This is a genomic window from Pseudomonas sp. 8BK (assembly GCF_902506475.1).
Classification (GTDB): domain Bacteria; phylum Pseudomonadota; class Gammaproteobacteria; order Pseudomonadales; family Pseudomonadaceae; genus Aquipseudomonas; species Aquipseudomonas anguilliseptica.
In genome coordinates, this window is sequence record NZ_LR733252.1 from 1,791,644 (window position 1) to 1,807,512 (window position 15,869).

Here is a 15,869-nt window from a genome sequence, read left to right on the forward strand (position 1 = left end):
TTGGCGGCGTCGGCGTTATTCGTTGGCTGCCGCCAGTCTTCCTCAGTAGATCAAGCGCTTATCGCCGATAAGTAAAAAATGAGCTTAACTTTGATGACGTGTTCTGCGTCACAGTGGCTAGCATCGACATTTGTCGGTTGGTTGTTATAGTTGCTCGATTTTTAGCATAAGAAGATTTTCATTGTGCGCTTGCGCCCCAGCTGAGGATGACTGCCGTGTCCGACTACAAAGCCTTTAATGTCGTGTTGGCAGATAAGGTCGCCCATGTGGTGATCAATCGCCCGGAAAAAGTCAACGCGATGAACGCAGACTTCTGGCGCGAAATCATCGAGATTTTCCGCTGGGTCGATGACACCGATGAGGTGCGCGCAGTGGTGATCTCCGGTGCAGGAAAACATTTCTCCTCAGGCATCGACTTGATGATGCTGGCTTCGGTGGGTAGCCAGCTGGGTCCGGATGTTGGCCGTAATGCCGAAAAACTGCGGCGCAAGATTCTCGAACTGCAAGCCTCGTTCAATGCCGTGGACAATTGCCGCAAGCCAGTGCTCGCAGCCGTTCAAGGCTATTGCCTGGGCGGTGCGATCGATCTGATCTCGGCCTGCGACATGCGTTATTCGACGACCGATGCGCAGTTCTCGATCAAGGAAATCGATATCGGCATGGCCGCTGACGTTGGCACCCTGCAGCGTCTGCCGCGCATTATCGGTGACGGCATGATGCGTGAGTTGGCCTTTACCGGTCGCACCATTGGTGGTGAAGAGGCATGCAGCATTGGCCTGGTCAATCGTACCTATGCCGATGTTGATGCCTTGCTTGATGGCGTGATGGGCATCGCCCGCGAGATCGCCAGTAAGTCGCCGGTGGCAATTCGTGGTACCAAGGAAATGATTCGCTACATGCGTGATCACCGGGTCGATGACGGCCTGGAATATATCGCCACCTGGAATGCCGCCATGCTGCAATCGGCAGATCTACGGGTGGCCATGACGGCTCATATGAGCAAGCAGAAACCGGAGTTCGCTGACTGATGTTGCCCTTCCATCTGTTCTTATCACCGACGCGGGAGGCGCAATAGCTCATGGTTTCTGGAGCCACGTCGCTTAATCTGGTGCGCGATGAACTGTTCACCACCATGGAGGAGGCTGAGTCGAGCCTCGAACACTTTATCGCCGACCGCCACAATGGCAGCCTGCTGCAACAGGCCGTGGAAAACCTGCATCAGGTGCGCGGCACGCTGAACCTGATCGAACTGGCCGGCGCCGAGTTGCTGGCCCAGGAAGTGCTGGATCAGGCTACCGATATTCCCGCCGGCGCCGGTGAAGAGCGCGATGTGCAGCTTTCCGCCCTGAGTAACGCATTGCACGTGCTGCGCCGTTATCTGGAAAACGTTGAAGCCCATCGCCAGGAAATGCCGGAACTCCTGCTGCCGGCAATCAACGATCTGCGTCAGGCCGGTGGTCAGCCTGCCTTGCCGGAAAGTTTCTTTTTCAGTGTGCGCCTCGACCATGCTCGCCCACGTACCGCTCCGCCATCGGTTGATGGTGCCGCGCGTGAAAGTGAAGGGCGCCGTCTGCGGCATATGTATCAGGTAGGGCTGCTGGGTTTTATCCGCGAGCAGAACCCGCAGGCCAGTCTCAAGCTGATGGGCCGTGCACTGACGCGGCTCGATAGCCTGTTTGCCAATGAGCCACGTGGTCGCCTGTGTTGGGTCGGTGCTGCCGCCGTTGAGGCGCAGGTCGATGGTCAGCTGCTGGCGCGTAAGTCGCGTAAGCAGCTGTTCTCGCGGATTGACCGCGAGCTCAAGCAGATGCTCGCCAATGGGCAGTACGAGGCGCCGCGGGGCCTGCTCAAGGAGTTGCTCTATCTGGTGGCCCTGGCGGATACCCGTGGGCCGCAAGCGGCAGTTCTCAGTGAAGTCTTCGGCCTGACGCCGCTGCCCTTTACCGATCATTTGCTGGAAGAGGAATACCAGCGCCTGTCAGGTCCGGGTCAGGCGGTCATGCGCTCGCTGAGCTCGGCGATTCGCGAAGAACTCAACAGCGTCAAGGATATGCTCGACCTGATTGAGCGCGGCACCCTGCAAAGCGACAGCCTCAATAGCCTGCATACCTTGCTTGGCAAACTGAGCAAGACCCTCGGCATGGTTGGCCTGAGTTCGGCGGGCAACTCCCTTAATGCCCAACTGCAAACCGTTGCCAGTTGGAGCGAGGAGCACGCGCCAGCACCTCAGGAGCTGCATAAGCTGGCCGATGCCGTGCTGTACGTTGAAGGCATGGTTGCCAGTCTGGAGCGCGGCGAGCGCCGTGAAACGCGGCCTGCGCAGGCGCAGCCGGGTGACGAGGCCGAGTCCTTTGCCCTGCATCAGCTTAATGAAGCACGCATCGTCGTGGTCGATGAGGCTCAGGCCGGTCTGGCTCTGGCCAAGCGTGCAATTACCGCGTACCTGGAGTCGGGTGGCGAGCGCATGCACCTCTCCAACGTACCATTCAGTCTGCAAGCCGTGCGTGGTGGATTGTGGTTCCTCGGTCAGGAGCGTGCTGCACTGCTGGTGGGTGCCTGCGCCGATTACATCCAGCAGCATATGTTCGACGCATCGCAGATGCCGTCCGAGCAGATGCTGGAAACCCTCGCCGACGCGCTGAGTAGCCTGGAGTACTACCTCGAGGCCGGTGCGGTGATGCGGCCGGAAACGCAGCCGAGCGTGCTTGATCTCGCCGCAGAAAGCGTGCGGGCCCTGGGCATGCCGCTGGAGGCTTGAGCATGCAACGCTGGCAACCCAGTCTGCTCGATAATCAGCAATCCGGTGGCTGGGTGGTCGTGCACTGCAAGCAGCACTTTCTCGCGGACAGCAACGGTGTGCTGTTTCCCCGCGAATGGCTGAAAAAACAGGATTTGCCGATTATCGCCGAACATGGCCTTGGCCATTTTGATGGTGATGCGGTCTATCTGTTGGAGCTTGGCCAGCCTTTCGACATGCCGGGCTGCGCCTGGCAAAGCCTGCGCCAATTTATGCTGCAGGGCGATGCCGATACCTTCAAGTTGCTCAGCTATGCCACCCAGATTGGCACCTGGGCCAGCCAGCATCGTTTCTGTGGCAGCTGTGGTGGAGCGATGCAACATGTGCCGGGCGAACGCGCGATGCACTGCGTGCGCTGTGAGCTGCAGCATTATCCACGGCTTTCACCAAGCATGATCGTGCTGGTTACTCGCGGCGATGAGATTCTGCTGGCGCGCTCGCCGCGCTTTGTTTCCGGGGTCTACAGCACCCTGGCAGGCTTCGTGGAAGCGGGGGAGTCGGTCGAGCACTGCGTGGCCCGTGAAGTTCGTGAAGAGGTTGGGGTCGAGATCAGCAACCTGCAGTACCTGGGTAGCCAGGGTTGGCCGTTTCCGCATTCGCTGATGCTGGGCTTCCATGCCGAATACGCCGGTGGCGATATCGTCATGCAGGTCGATGAAATCGAGGATGCGCAGTGGTTCAGTGTGCATGACCTGCCGCCACTACCGGCTTCGCGTTCGATTGCCCGTTATCTGATTGACGTCTATGTGGCTCGCCGTCTAGGCCAGGCCGAACCAGTGCTGCCAGGCTAGGCGTGCGGTCAACGCCAGTACCACCAGAATAAATACCGGGCGGATAAACTTCGAACCGCCCTTGATCGCTGTGCGTGCCCCGAGAAACGCGCCGACCATCAGCGCCATCCCCATGCAGACACCTAGCAGCCAGGCCACTTGCCCGCTGATTATAAATACAGTCAGGGCGCAGATATTGCTGACGAAGTTCATGCTGCGGGCCACGCCGCTGGCCTTGACCAGGTCGAGCGGGTAGAGCAGCAGACTGCTGACCGTCCAGAAGGCGCCAGTGCCGGGCCCCGCGACCCCATCATAGAAACCCAGGCTGAGGCTTTGCGGCCACTGTCGGCCTCTGGCAATTGGTGCCTCGGCGAGCAGCGGTGCATCCGGGGTCTTGCCGAACAGCAGGTACAGTCCGCAGCCAAACACCACGGCAGGTAACAGCTGATTCAACCACTCCGAGGGCAGCCATTGCGCCATGGCCGCGCCTAGCAGCGCGCCGACGGCCGTGCCGATCAATGCATTGCGCCATTGGCCGGGGTCAAACAGTTTGCGCCGGTAGAAGGTGTAACTGGCGGCGGCAGAGCCAAAGGTCGAGCTGAGTTTATTGGTGCCCAGGGCCAGGTGCGGCGGCAAGCCGGCAGTGAGTAGCGCGGGGATGGTCAGCAAGCCGCCGCCACCGGCAATTGCATCGATAAAGCCGGCAATAAACGCGACCAGGGCGAGAATCGCCAGGGTGGTCAGGTCAACACTGAGTTCAAACGGGAAAGCCATTGAAAAACACGTCCTGTGTCTAATTGTGGTGTTCTCTTGCTGTTCTACAGCTAGGTAGCTGCGCATAATGCCGGCAATTTCAAGCATAAGGAATGCATGGCGATGCAATATGGCGGACTGGCATGGGCAACGGCATTGCTGGGGTTACTGGCGGCGTTTGTTGCGGCGCGCATCCTGTTCAATCGGCACTGGTTTCTCGGTTGGTTGCGTGGTACCTGCGGCCTAGCATTTCTCGCCCTGGCGGCGCTGATTGGTCTGCTGGCCAACGATTTGCGCAGCTACGCAGCCATTCCTGAAGGTAAACCGCTGGCCACATTGAGCTTCAAGGCTGACGGCCCGTTGTATCGCGTCAGCGTGCTGGAGGGCGGTCGTGAACGCACGCTGACCATGGAGGGCGACCTCTGGCAGCTGGATGCGCGCTTCCTGCAGTGGAAAGGCCTGGCCGAATTGATTGGTTTGCAGCCAGGTTATCGCCTGGAAAAACTCTCGGGGCGTTTTCTTTCCATCGAACAGCAGAGCCTGGCCCAGCATACCCGTGTCGAGCTGGCGCACAGCCCGTATGGCATTGATCTGTGGCGCTGGCTGCGATTGGGCCAGCATGATCTGTTTATCTTCGACCCACAGGCGCGCCGGGTAACTTACCTGCCGTTGGCCGATGAGGCGGTGTACAGCATCAACCTGACACCTGCAGGCTTGCTCGCCGAGCCGATGAATCCGGCGGCCAAGCAGGCGCTGAAAGACTGGCAGTAAATTCCAGGAAGTAAAAAGGGACCCGAGGGTCCCTTTTTTATTGGATGGCCTATCTCAGGAGAGGAAGCCACCGTCCACATTCAGTGCCACGCCCGTGGTGTAGCTGGAGGCGTCGCTGGCCAGGTACAGCACGGTGCCGGCCATTTCACTCGGATCGGCCACGCGCTTGAGCGGGATGCGCTGCAAGGCGACTTTGAGAATGGCGTCGTTCTTGGTCAGCGCCGAAGCGAACTTGGTGTCGGTCAGGCCTGGCAGCAGGGCGTTGCAACGAATGCCGAACTGCGCGCACTCCTTGGCGAAGACCTTGGTCATGCTGATCACGGCAGCCTTGGTCACCGAGTAGATGCCCTGGAACTCTCCCGGCGAGACGCCGTTGATCGAGGCCACGTTGATGATGCTGCCACCACCGTTGGCCTTCATCAGCTTGCCGCCTTCGATGGACATGAAGTAGTAACCACGGATGTTTACATCGACGGTCTTCTGGAACGCGCCCAGATCGGTATCCAGCACGTTGCAGAACTGCGGGTTGGTGGCGGCGTTGTTGACCAGTACGTCGAGACGGCCGAATTGCTCTTTGATCTGCGCGAAGACACTGCTGATCTGCTCCATTTCGCCAATGTGACAGGCAATCGCAGTGGCCTTGCCGCCGTCGGCGATGATCGCGTCAGCGACTTTCTGGCAATCGTCGATCTTGCGGCTCGAAACGATTACGTGAGCGCCTTGCTGGGCCAGCAGTTTGGCAATGGCCTCGCCGATGCCACGGCTGGCGCCGGAGACGAAAGCGATCTTGCCGTCGAGGTCGAACAGATGGGTTTTGGACATGGGATTTTCCTTTCTTATGAGAGGCCTGTTCGGCCGTTTACAGCTGCGATTTATTGATGACCTGCAGGCTCATCTGCTCCAGCAGCTTGTTCATGTGAATGAACTGCGCGAAGCGCTTGTCCTGAGTCTGGCCATGGAAGTAGCGGTAGTAGATCTGCTGCACGATGCCGGCCAGGCGGAACAGGCCGTAGGTGTAGTAGAAGTCGATGCTCTTGATTTCGATGCCCGAGCGTTCGGCGTAGTAATCGGCAAACTGCTGACGGGTGAGCATGCCTGGTGCATTGCTCGGCTGTCGGCGCATCATCTGGATCGGCGCCGAGTCGCCGGCTTCGATCCAATAGGCGAGGGTGTTGCCCAGGTCCATCAGCGGGTCGCCGATGGTGGTCAACTCCCAGTCCAGCACGCCAATGATCTGGCTTGGGTTCTGTGGGTTGAGAATCACGTTATCGAAGCGGTAATCGTTGTGTACGATGCCGGGCTTGTGGTGGTCTGCTGGCATCTTGTCGCGCAGCCAGGCTTTGACCGGTTCCCACAACGGGGCGTCGGGGGTCAGGGCCTTATCGTAGCGATCACTCCAGCCGCCGATCTGCCGTTGCACATACCCTTCGGGCTTGCCCAGGTCGCCCAGGCCGCAGGCCTGATAGTCGACGTTGTGCAGCTCGACCATCTTGTCGATAAAGCTTTTGCACAGCTCGCGGGTTTGCTCGGCGCTGAAGTTCAGTTCAGCCGGCATGTCCGAACGCAGGATGATGCCGTTGACCCGCTCCATCACGTAGAACTCGGCACCGATTACCGATTCGTCGGTGCAGTGCACGTAGGCTTTCGGGCAGTAGGGGAAGCCGGCGTTGAGCTGATTGAGGATGCGGTACTCACGGCCCATGTCGTGGGCGGATTTGGCCTTGTGGCCAAAGGGCGGGCGGCGCAGGACGAATTCTTTGTCCGGGTATTCCAGCAGGTAGGTCAGGTTCGAGGCGCCGCCCGGAAATTGGCTGATGTGTGGCTCGCCCGTCAGACCGGGGATATGCGCCTTGAGGTACTGGTCGATGACCGCGGCGTCGAGTTCTTCGCCTTCGCGGATACGGGTGGACTGGTCAGTAAGCGCCATGTTTATCCCTTCTGCTTATGATGGGTGCCTAAGATAATTAGCTAATCTAATGCTGCAACCTGTGGCTCACAAGGATTACACGCCGTTATAGGTGGGCGTGTTGCTGCCCAATCAAGCTGCCTGATTGGCCATTAAAGCTCGGTTTTTAGTCATAAAAAAACCGGAGTCGAGGACTCCGGTTTGTTCTGTAGCGTAGTTGCCTTGCCGCTTAAACTGGGAACAGCTCGCCCAGTTTCATGGCCAGCATCATGTCGCCTTCGGCGCGCAGTTTGCCGGACATGAAGGCTTGCATACCGTCGGTTTCGCCGCTGGTGATGCCTTTCAGGGTTTCGGTGTCCATGATCAGGGTCACGTTGGCGTTGGCATTGTCGCCTTTCTCAACGGCGCAGGTGCCGTCTTTGACGATCAGGGCGTAGTTTTCGCCGTCTTCGATGTTGAATTGGAACACCAGGTCCAGGCCTGCAGCGGCACCGGCGTTGAATTTGGACTGCATGGTATTGACGATGTCTGCAACGCTCATGGTTTCTTCCTTTTTCTCAGGTTTTTTCTAGCGCCCGTGATGGGTGCAGTGGGCCGCAGCTCATCGATAAGTGATGAGCTCCGGCGCCTTCAACAGCTGCAAATGCACATGGCTGTTGAAGGAAGCCAGGCTCACTTGGCTGCCGCGAAACTTCAGGCAGCTTAGTGAGGTGTTAACAATCTGCCAGTTCAGCTCGAAAGCCTGCGCAGGCGCGATACCGGTAATCAGGTGCAGCAGCGCGGTAATAGTGCCGCCCGAGGTGAATACGGCAATGTTCTGTTTGCTGTCAGCCTGCTCAAGCAGGCGGGTGAGGCCGCCCTGGACCTGCTCGACGAAGCCTTGCCAGCTTTGCAGTTCCGGCATGTCGTGTTCGCCAGAAATCCAGCGGCCAATCAGCTTGGCGAACAAGCGCTGAAATTCGGCACGGTTGCTCGCGCCGTTACGCAGGATATGCAGGGCTTCAGGTTCTTCGCCAAGCATGCCCGGCAGCAGGCTACGGATCACTGCGTCTGCGTCGAACTCATTAAAGGCAGGGTCAATGTCCAGTTGCGGTATGGCAATGCCGGCATCGTGCAGTTGCTGTAAGGCGCTGTTAGCGGTGTGTTGCTGGCGGCGCAGATCACCACTGACACTGCGATCAATCCGCGTGCCGAGTTGTGCGAGGTGCGCGCCCAGCACTTCGGCCTGGCGAATTCCGATGGGCGATAGCACATCGTAATCGTCTGCACCGAAGGAGGCTTGGCCATGTCGAATCAGGTAGATGCTGCCCACGTCCGCTCGATTCCGGTACGTTGAAAGTTTCGCGAGGGTATGAGGAAGCTCAGGAGCTGTCAACGTAAAAACATACGCTTGTTTGAATTGCATGAGTGCGCTGAATAGCGGTGGTCTGTTTGCTGGCCGCCAATCCATGGCCTCGGTATGCTTGGGCACTATTCAGCGCGGCCGATGAGCGCGCGCTGCCATTGGAGCAAGGGGGAATTCGTGGAGTTTTTTGCAGAGTACATCGGCTTTCTGGCCAAGACAGTGACCCTGGTTGTGGCCATTCTGGTGGTGCTGGTATCGATTGCCGCACTGCGCAGCAAGGGCCGGCAGAGCACTGGTCAGCTGCAGGTAAATAAGCTCAATGACTTCTTCAAGCAGTTGCATCAGCGAATGGAGCACGCGGTGCTCGATAAGGAGCAACTGAAAGCCGCGAGCAAGGCCGAAGCCAAGGCCGCTAAGCAGGAGAAAAAGGCTGGCATCCACAAGCCGCGCGTCTACGTGCTGGACTTCGATGGCGATATCAAAGCGTCGGCCACCGACAGCCTGCGCCACGAAATCACTGCTTTACTGACTATGGCAACGCCGCAGGATGAAGTGGTGCTGCGTTTGGAAAGTGGCGGCGGCATGGTGCACAGCTATGGCTTGGCCTCTTCGCAGCTGGCGCGCATTCGGCAGGCAGGTGTACCGCTGACCGTCTGTATCGACAAGGTCGCTGCCAGTGGCGGCTATATGATGGCTTGCATTGGCGAGAAGATCATTTCCGCGCCGTTCGCCATTCTTGGCTCGATTGGCGTGGTTGCTCAGCTGCCTAATGTGCACCGCCTGCTGAAGAAGCATGACATCGATTTTGAAGTACTTACTGCCGGTGAGTACAAGCGCACCCTGACCGTGTTCGGCGAGAACACTGAGAAGGGCCGGGAGAAGTTCCAGGAAGACCTGGAAACCACCCACGAGTTGTTCAAAGGCTTTGTTGCCCGCTACCGGCCGCAGCTGGACATCGACCAGATTGCTACGGGTGAAGTCTGGCTTGGCCTGGCGGCGCTGGAGAAACAACTGGTTGATGAGTTGAAGACCAGTGACGAATACCTGGCAGAGCGCGCCAAGAGCGCCGAGCTGTTTCATTTGCACTATGCCGAGAAGAAAACCCTGCAGGAGCGCGTTGGACTGGCGGGCAGCGTAGCGCTGGATCGTTTCGTTCTGAGCTGGCTGAGTCGTTTGAATCAGCAGCGTTTCTGGTAATCGATCCGTCATACAGAGGAAGAACATGAGCAAGTTCAGTGCATTGCAAGCCCGTGAAAGCGCAGCGGGCGATTTCGAACAGGTGATTGTGCAGCGCGATATCGATGACTTGCCCGCTGGCGAGTTGCTGATTCGAGTCAAATACTCCTCGCTCAACTACAAGGATGCGTTGTCGGCCAGTGGTAACCGCGGCGTGACCAGAAACTTTCCGCACACCCCTGGTATTGATGCTGCAGGCGTGGTAGAGGCCTCTAGCGTGGCCGAATTCAGCGTCGGTGATGAGGTAATCGTCACCGGTTACGACTTAGGCATGAACACCTCGGGCGGTTTTGCTCAATACATTCGTATTCCTGCCAGCTGGGCACTGAAGCGGCCCAAGGGCTTGTCGCTGCGCGAGGCCATGGTGCTTGGTACCGCCGGGCTGACCGCAGCACTGTGTGTCGACAAGCTGGAACAAAGCGGGCTGACGCCGGATGCCGGCACCGTACTGGTGACGGGTGCCACAGGTGGTGTTGGCAGTGTCGCGGTGGCTTTGTTGACTACCCTGGGTTACCGCGTGGCGGCATCGACCGGCAAGGCCGAGCAGGCGGATTACCTCAAGGCGCTAGGTGCGCAGCAAATTGTGCTGCGTTCAGAGTTACAGGAAGGCACCGATAAGCCGATGCTCAAGGAGCAGTGGGCTGGCGCGGTGGATTGCGTGGGCGGGGATATCCTGTTCAACGTGGTCAAATCGCTGCGCTACGGTTCCAGTGTTGCCTGCTGCGGCCTGACGGCTGGCGTCGGTTTCAAGGGCAGTGTGCTGCCTTTTATTCTGCGCGGAGTGAACCTGCTGGGGGTCGATTCGGTGGAGTTACCGCTGGTTGTCAAGGCGTCGATGTGGGACAAGCTGTCGTTGCAATGGAAGGTCAACCTCGATGCACTGGTTACCGAGGTGCCGCTCGAGCAGCTGCCAGATGCGCTTGCGCAGATCCTCACGGGTAAGCAGGTCGGTCGGGTGCTGGTCAACCTGGGTTGAGTCGCGAGAAACAAAAAAGGCCACCTTTCGGGGTGGCCTTTTGCATTGCCAGCAAGATCAGGCGCGGCGGCGGAACAGCGGCAAGGGCTGATCCGTGGAAGCCTGATAGACCTCGCTGAACTCCTCGAAGGCTTTCAAGGCATCCAGCGGGTCTTTGTCCTCACGCAGGGCGAAGGCATCAAAGCCTACGCGCAGGTAGGAGAACAACTGATCGCGCAGTACATCGCCGATGGCGCGCACTTCACCTTTGTAGCTGTAGCGGTTGCGCAGCAGGTAGGCGGTGGAGCAGTGGCGGCCATCGGTGAACGCCGGGAAGTTCAGCGCGATAACCTGGAAGTTATCCAGCTGATCGGCGATTTCTTCGATTTCCTCACCGGCATCCAGCCACACACCCAGGCCGCCATCGCGGGCCTTGAGTGCGGTGCTGTGCTCGACCCAAAGTGCCAGCGGCACAATCAGGTCGTCGCAGTTGGAAATACCATCCAGCGTGGCGTCTTTGGGCAGCAGGTGCCAGCTTTCGTCTACCAGCTGGCCGTTCTTAATGATTCGCTGCATATACGCGCTCCTTGAACGGGTCGACGCCGATACGGCGGAAGGTGTCGAGGAAACTCTCTTCTTCGGTACGGCGCTCGACATAGACCTTGATGATCTTGTCGATCACATCGGCCATGTCCGCTTCGGCGAAGGAGGGGCCGAGGATCTGCGCCAGGCTGGCGTCACGACCGGCGCTGCCGCCGAGGGACACCTGATAGAACTCCTGACCTTTCTTGTCCACCCCGAGGATGCCGATATGGCCAACGTGGTGGTGACCGCAGGCGTTCATGCAACCGGAGATGTTCAGGTCGATATTGCCGATGTCGAACAGGTAATCCAGGTCGTCGAAACGACGCTGGATGGCTTCGGCAATCGGGATCGACTTGGCGTTGGCCAGCGAGCAGAAGTCGCCGCCCGGGCAGCAGATGATATCGGTCAGCAGGCCGACGTTCGGCGTAGCAAAACCGTTTTCACGCAGCTCGCCCCACAGGGTGAACAGCTGTGCCTGCTCGACATCCGCGAGGATGATGTTCTGGTTGTGGCTGTTGCGCACTTCGCCAAAGCTGTAGCGGTCGGCCAGGTCGGCGATCACGTCGAGCTGCTTGTCGGTGACATCGCCTGGCGCCACGCCGGTCGGCTTGAGCGACAGAGTAACGGCGACATAGCCCGGCTTCTTGTGGGCGAAGGTGTTGCGCTGACGCCAGCGGGCAAAGCCTGGGTGTTCGGCATCCAGGGCCGCCAGCGCGGTATCCTGATCGTCGAGGGCTTTGTAGCTTGGGTCGATAAAGTGCGCTGCAACGCGGGCGACTTCGGCTTCGGTCAGGGTAGTCGGGCCATCTTTCAGGTGAGCCCACTCAGCATTGACGCGCTCGGCGAAGACTTCAGGCGTCAACGCCTTGACCAGAATCTTGATGCGCGCCTTGTACTTGTTATCACGACGGCCATAGCGGTTGTACACACGCAGGATGGCGTCGAGGTAACTGATCAGGTGCTGCCACGGTAGGAACTCGTTGATAAAGCTACCAACGATCGGCGTACGACCGAGACCGCCACCGACGGAGACGCGGAAGCCCAGCTCGCCGGCGTCATTCTGTACCGCTTCCAGGCCGATGTCGTGCACCTCGATCGCGGCACGGTCGCTCACGGCACCGTTGACGGCAATCTTGAACTTGCGCGGCAGGTGGGTGAACTCGGGGTGGAAGGTCGACCACTGACGGATGATCTCGCACCACGGGCGTGGGTCGATGATTTCATCCTTGGCCACGCCGGCGAACTGGTCGGTGGTGGTGTTACGGATGCAGTTGCCGCTGGTCTGGATGGCGTGCATCTGCACGGTGGCCAGCTCGGCGAGAATGTCAGGCACATCTTCCAGATCCGGCCAGTTGAACTGCACGTTCTGACGGGTGCTGATATGCGCGTAACCTTTGTCATAGTCACGGGCAATCTTGGCCATCATGCGCACCTGGGTGGACGACATCAGACCGTACGGCACGGCAACGCGCAGCATGGGCGCAAAGCGCTGGATGTACAGGCCATTCTGCAGGCGCAGCGGGCGGAACTCTTCACCGCTCAGTTCACCGGCGAGGTAACGGCGGGTTTGATCGCGGTACTGCTTGACGCGGTCTTCGACGATTTTTTGGTCGTACTGGTCGTATACGTACATGGGGTGTCCTGTTATCAGGCTTTAGAACCCGTTTCCGATCTGCTGCGCGTCGGCCCTGCGGCGTTAAAAACAGGTTCGGAAGCCGCTTGCGGCTAACGCGTTTCAGCGCGACCCCGAAGGGGCGAGTGAAACGAGTAATGCTCATGTACAGCTCGTACACTGCGCTTTCTCGCCTGTTTTTGCCTGGCATGGCTCTAGCTCGCTATATCGTAAACCGGCTCTCACAGCTAATCAGCGCGCACGGCCGCGCACTCCCTGCGGAGCCGGAGGAAGATACCAGCTCAGGGTTATGCGCAAAAGTGATGTTTGAGTATATGGAAAGAACTTAAAGGGATAAGGCGGCCGTTGAACATAGCCCCACGGCTTGAGTAAGCGGCCATGCTGGTCTTAACTGCACAAGACGATTCACCCATAAGCACAACAAGAGGGGGTAGTCCATGAGCGAACACAGTGAACCGGATAATGCTGACAGCGTGGTCGATGCCAAGGCCATATTCGCCTTGATTGTGATTTTCGTTGTCACCGCGGTGTTCTGGGTCAGTCAGCAATAAGACCTAGCAGCGGCTAAAGCACAAAGCGGGATCAGTCAACTGATCCCGCTTTTTTATTGTCCGCAGAGCAGGGTTGGTAGTCAGTGGCAGCTAAGGCTGTCGGCTTGGCGATATAGCATAAGCAACTTGCGTGTAATGGACTGCTGAATATCGTCACGCTCGAAGGTCGATAACCGGGTCAGGCGGCTGACCTGCAGGCGGTGCAGGTGAATGTAGGGCATCTGCTGATCGAACTCGCGCAGGTCGCCCTTCATCATGATCGGCAGGAAGATATCGCCGGCCTTCTTCTGGTTGCTGATGATTTGCGCCAACGCCGGTTTGAACGGCATGGTTTTCGGTGCCGGGCCGCCTTCCTTGATCATCGTAGTCAGCAGTAAGCCAGGCTTGCGCAGAACTACGCCGGGCAGCACGCATAGCCCGGTTTTACGCACGGCATGCGCTTCAATGCCATGCAGGGTGTCATGGAAGGCGTAGGGGTTGGGCAGCACCACCATCTTGCGGCCCATATCGCTGGGGAAGTGCAGGTCGTAGTTGGTGTACAGCTGGCGCGTCGACTCCGAGTACACGCACAGGCGGTTCTCGAACAGCTTGATAAAGCGTTCCGCCAGCTCGCGCCGGGCGATGCTGTCCAGATCCCAGATCAGGTCCTGATTCTGCGGTTTGCTCAGGTCGACTTCCTGGTGCTCCATATCGCTCATTGCGTTCTCATACCCTGAACTGTCCAAGCAGCCGGTTGAGCTGCTCGGCCAACTGACCTAGGTGTTGCCCGGCATCACTGGACTGTTGCGCCGCCAGGGCATTGTTATGGGCCAGGCTGGCTGCCTGGGTGACGTTCTGGTTGATGTCTTCGACCACGTGCGATTGTTGCAGTGTCGCGCTGGCGATGGAAGCGTTCAGACCGGTGAGATTGCGCAGGCCGCTGGCGATCGATGTCAGACTGGCGCCGGCTTGGCTGGCTTGCTCGATGGTCAGCTGCGAGGCTTTGCTGCTGTCGTTGATCACCTTGACCGCGGCTTCCGAGTTGCCTTGCAGGCGCTCGATCATCACCTGGATTTCCGCCGTGGATTTTTGCGTGCGCTGCGCCAGCAAGCGTACCTCATCGGCAACCACAGCAAACCCACGGCCTTGTTCGCCGGCTCGCGCGGCTTCGATGGCGGCATTGAGCGCCAGCAGGTTGGTCTGTTCGGCAATCGAGCGGATCACCTCCAAGACGCTGCCAATCTGCGTGCTTTCCTGGGCCAGGGCTTGAATCACCGTAACGGCCTGGTCGATGGTGCCGGACAGTTCGTTGATCTGCCGTAGGCTTGCTTCAATGCTCTGCTGGCCTTGCAGGGCTTGCTCTTCGGCGGCGTGCACTTCGGAGGAAGCGTGCTCGGCGTTTTTTGCCACATCCTGCACGCCATAGGTCACCTCATTTATCGCGGTGGCTACCAGTTCCATCTGTTGCGATTGCTGTTCACTGTGCTGCTGCGCCTGGCCGGAAACCTCGCCGAGGTTGCGTGCGGCGGTATCCAGTTGGCCGGCGGAATCGAGGGACTGCTTGATCACCAGGCGTAGCTTGTCGGTAAAGGCATTGAAGTGACGGGACAGGGCAGACAGCTCATCGTTGCCATGGGTGTCGAGGTTGCGTGTCAGGTCACCGTCGCCGCTGGCGATATTGGCCATGGCGCTGACGGCGTGCTGCAGGGGCTGGGTGATGCTGCGTACGATCAACACAATCAGCAGGGCGACCAGCGCGGCAATCACCAGGCCGATCAGCATGGCTTTTAGCGCCTGGGCCTGGAACTCGGCCTGCACATCGTCGACATAGACGCCTGAACCGATGATCCAGCCCCAGGGCTGGAACAGTTGCACATAAGACACCTTGGGCACGGGATCGCTGGCGCCCGGTTTTGGCCAGCGGTAATCGACATGGCCGGCGCCCTGGCGTTTGCTGATGGCGACCATTTCATTGAACAGCGCCTTACCATCAGGATCCTTGAAGCCCGAGAGGTCCTGGCCTTCAAGTTTGGGGTTGGTCGGGTGCATGACCATCACCGGGGTTTGGTCATTGATCCAGAAGTATTCCTGGCCGGCGTAGCGCAGGCCGCGGATGGTCTCCATCGCCTGCTTCTGTGCATCTTCGCGAGGCATGCTGCCGGCAGCTTCAAGAGCGTGATAGTGCTGCAGAATACCGGCTGCGCTCTGTACCACGTGCTGAGTTTTTTCGGCTTTGGCGGCGTACAGATCGCTGTGGATCTGCTTGAGCAACAATGCGCCCTGAATAATCAGCATAACGATGGCGACCACCAGGATCAGCCATAGGCGACGGTTAATGGGCAGGCTGCGCAGGCTATTCATGGAGTTGTTCTCCCTTGTTGTTTTAGGCGCGGGGTCGCCTCTTATAGGCCAGGAGTATTACCTGGTTGCGTTAGACCTTAGGCTAATTGGCAGATAAGCAGAGTGTAGGCGAGCTATTACATAGGGCTTTCAGGCGTGGAGTGCATTCGTAGGGAGTGTCACGTGCATTAAATACGCAGGTTCTCTGTTAGGATTTGCGCTATTGCGGGTTAAGTGTGTGATTTGAT

Annotated in this window: 15 protein-coding genes; 6 read left to right on the plus strand and 9 right to left on the minus strand. The window is 58.7% G+C overall.

Going from position 1 to position 15,869, the window contains the following annotated elements:
• Nucleotides 1-215: 215 nt before the first annotated feature.
• The 3 genes from ACIN8IBEIGE_RS08180 to nudC are packed head-to-tail and all read left to right on the plus strand — an operon-like array spanning nucleotide 216 to nucleotide 3,588.
• Nucleotides 216-1,028 (plus strand): crotonase/enoyl-CoA hydratase family protein, encoded by an 813-nt coding sequence (locus tag ACIN8IBEIGE_RS08180; RefSeq protein WP_160014206.1) that lies wholly within the window; start codon nucleotides 216-218, stop codon nucleotides 1,026-1,028.
• Between the two features lie 50 nt (nucleotides 1,029-1,078).
• Nucleotides 1,079-2,758: a ferrous iron transporter B gene (locus ACIN8IBEIGE_RS08185; RefSeq protein ID WP_160014207.1), complete on the plus strand. Its 1,680-nt coding sequence runs from the start codon at nucleotides 1,079-1,081 to the stop codon at nucleotides 2,756-2,758.
• Nucleotides 2,759-2,760: 2 nt separating this feature from the next.
• Complete coding sequence (gene nudC / locus ACIN8IBEIGE_RS08190) at nucleotides 2,761-3,588, plus strand: NAD(+) diphosphatase (protein ID WP_160014208.1); 828 nt, start codon at nucleotides 2,761-2,763, stop codon at nucleotides 3,586-3,588.
• Here nudC and ACIN8IBEIGE_RS08195 read toward each other — a convergent pair.
• Nucleotides 3,556-4,341 (minus strand): TSUP family transporter, encoded by a 786-nt coding sequence (locus ACIN8IBEIGE_RS08195; RefSeq protein WP_160014209.1) that lies wholly within the window; start codon nucleotides 4,339-4,341, stop codon nucleotides 3,556-3,558. The genes nudC and ACIN8IBEIGE_RS08195 overlap by 33 nt on opposite strands.
• A 102-nt stretch (nucleotides 4,342-4,443) precedes the next feature.
• Here ACIN8IBEIGE_RS08195 and ACIN8IBEIGE_RS08200 point away from each other — a divergent pair, with 102 nt between their 5' ends.
• Nucleotides 4,444-5,091, plus strand: a complete 648-nt coding sequence (locus ACIN8IBEIGE_RS08200) for a hypothetical protein (protein WP_090255843.1) — start codon at nucleotides 4,444-4,446, stop codon at nucleotides 5,089-5,091.
• 54 nt (nucleotides 5,092-5,145) lie between these two features.
• On the opposite strand, the gene ACIN8IBEIGE_RS08205 is transcribed toward ACIN8IBEIGE_RS08200, so the two are convergent.
• From ACIN8IBEIGE_RS08205 to ACIN8IBEIGE_RS08220, 4 genes are all read right to left on the minus strand, one after another.
• Nucleotides 5,146-5,913, minus strand: coding sequence for an SDR family oxidoreductase (locus ACIN8IBEIGE_RS08205; protein WP_160014210.1), 768 nt, complete (start codon nucleotides 5,911-5,913; stop codon nucleotides 5,146-5,148).
• A gap of 37 nt (nucleotides 5,914-5,950) precedes the next feature.
• On the minus strand, nucleotides 5,951-7,018 hold the full coding sequence (locus ACIN8IBEIGE_RS08210) for a phosphotransferase family protein (RefSeq protein ID WP_160014211.1): 1,068 nt from the start codon (nucleotides 7,016-7,018) through the stop codon (nucleotides 5,951-5,953).
• Nucleotides 7,019-7,226: 208 nt separating this feature from the next.
• A complete protein-coding gene (locus ACIN8IBEIGE_RS08215; protein WP_090255840.1) occupies nucleotides 7,227-7,538 on the minus strand; it encodes an SCP2 sterol-binding domain-containing protein in 312 nt (103 codons plus the stop codon).
• Nucleotides 7,539-7,598: 60 nt separating this feature from the next.
• Entirely contained in the window at nucleotides 7,599-8,309 is a 711-nt protein-coding gene (locus tag ACIN8IBEIGE_RS08220; protein ID WP_160014212.1) for a histidine phosphatase family protein, read from the minus strand.
• Nucleotides 8,310-8,519: 210 nt separating this feature from the next.
• Between ACIN8IBEIGE_RS08220 and sohB the strand changes: the two genes are divergently transcribed.
• Both sohB and ACIN8IBEIGE_RS08230 read left to right on the plus strand, forming a co-directional pair.
• Nucleotides 8,520-9,539 (plus strand): protease SohB, encoded by a 1,020-nt coding sequence (sohB, locus tag ACIN8IBEIGE_RS08225; RefSeq protein ID WP_160014213.1) that lies wholly within the window; start codon nucleotides 8,520-8,522, stop codon nucleotides 9,537-9,539.
• A 25-nt stretch (nucleotides 9,540-9,564) separates the two neighbouring features.
• Complete coding sequence (locus ACIN8IBEIGE_RS08230; protein WP_160014214.1) at nucleotides 9,565-10,554, plus strand: YhdH/YhfP family quinone oxidoreductase; 990 nt, start codon at nucleotides 9,565-9,567, stop codon at nucleotides 10,552-10,554.
• Nucleotides 10,555-10,611: 57 nt separating this feature from the next.
• Here ACIN8IBEIGE_RS08230 and ACIN8IBEIGE_RS08235 read toward each other — a convergent pair whose 3' ends face one another.
• The 4 genes from ACIN8IBEIGE_RS08235 to ACIN8IBEIGE_RS08250 all read right to left on the minus strand — a co-directional run bounded on the left by ACIN8IBEIGE_RS08235 (nucleotide 10,612) and on the right by ACIN8IBEIGE_RS08250 (nucleotide 15,642).
• The gene (locus tag ACIN8IBEIGE_RS08235) at nucleotides 10,612-11,109 is read right to left on the minus strand and encodes a DUF934 domain-containing protein (protein WP_160014215.1); all 498 of its coding nucleotides are present in this window, start codon (nucleotides 11,107-11,109) and stop codon (nucleotides 10,612-10,614) included.
• On the minus strand, nucleotides 11,093-12,751 hold the full coding sequence (locus ACIN8IBEIGE_RS08240; protein WP_160014216.1) for a nitrite/sulfite reductase: 1,659 nt from the start codon (nucleotides 12,749-12,751) through the stop codon (nucleotides 11,093-11,095). Before ACIN8IBEIGE_RS08240 ends, ACIN8IBEIGE_RS08235 begins: the two co-directional genes overlap by 17 nt.
• A 631-nt stretch (nucleotides 12,752-13,382) precedes the next feature.
• Nucleotides 13,383-14,000, minus strand: a complete 618-nt coding sequence (locus ACIN8IBEIGE_RS08245; protein ID WP_090386664.1) for a hypothetical protein — start codon at nucleotides 13,998-14,000, stop codon at nucleotides 13,383-13,385.
• A 7-nt stretch (nucleotides 14,001-14,007) separates the two neighbouring features.
• Nucleotides 14,008-15,642 carry a methyl-accepting chemotaxis protein gene (locus ACIN8IBEIGE_RS08250; protein WP_160014217.1) on the minus strand — a complete coding sequence of 545 codons (1,635 nt, stop codon included), beginning with the start codon at nucleotides 15,640-15,642 and terminating at the stop codon, nucleotides 14,008-14,010.
• Nucleotides 15,643-15,869: the final 227 nt, after the last annotated feature.

Excerpts from the sequence above, each read along its gene's own strand:
- ACIN8IBEIGE_RS08230 (WP_160014214.1), top strand. The coding sequence starts at position 9,565 with ATGAGCAAGTTCAGTGCATTGCAAGCCCGTGAAAGCGCAGCGGGCGAT.
- ACIN8IBEIGE_RS08235 (WP_160014215.1), bottom strand. The coding sequence starts at position 11,109 with ATGCAGCGAATCATTAAGAACGGCCAGCTGGTAGACGAAAGCTGGCAC.
- ACIN8IBEIGE_RS08215 (WP_090255840.1), bottom strand. The coding sequence starts at position 7,538 with ATGAGCGTTGCAGACATCGTCAATACCATGCAGTCCAAATTCAACGCC.
- ACIN8IBEIGE_RS08200 (WP_090255843.1), top strand. The coding sequence starts at position 4,444 with ATGCAATATGGCGGACTGGCATGGGCAACGGCATTGCTGGGGTTACTG.
- ACIN8IBEIGE_RS08210 (WP_160014211.1), bottom strand. The coding sequence starts at position 7,018 with ATGGCGCTTACTGACCAGTCCACCCGTATCCGCGAAGGCGAAGAACTC.
- ACIN8IBEIGE_RS08245 (WP_090386664.1), bottom strand. The coding sequence starts at position 14,000 with ATGAGCGATATGGAGCACCAGGAAGTCGACCTGAGCAAACCGCAGAAT.
- ACIN8IBEIGE_RS08240 (WP_160014216.1), bottom strand. The coding sequence starts at position 12,751 with ATGTACGTATACGACCAGTACGACCAAAAAATCGTCGAAGACCGCGTC.
- ACIN8IBEIGE_RS08205 (WP_160014210.1), bottom strand. The coding sequence starts at position 5,913 with ATGTCCAAAACCCATCTGTTCGACCTCGACGGCAAGATCGCTTTCGTC.
- ACIN8IBEIGE_RS08185 (WP_160014207.1), top strand. The coding sequence starts at position 1,079 with ATGGTTTCTGGAGCCACGTCGCTTAATCTGGTGCGCGATGAACTGTTC.
- nudC (WP_160014208.1), top strand. The coding sequence starts at position 2,761 with ATGCAACGCTGGCAACCCAGTCTGCTCGATAATCAGCAATCCGGTGGC.
- ACIN8IBEIGE_RS08250 (WP_160014217.1), bottom strand. The coding sequence starts at position 15,642 with ATGAATAGCCTGCGCAGCCTGCCCATTAACCGTCGCCTATGGCTGATC.
- ACIN8IBEIGE_RS08195 (WP_160014209.1), bottom strand. The coding sequence starts at position 4,341 with ATGGCTTTCCCGTTTGAACTCAGTGTTGACCTGACCACCCTGGCGATT.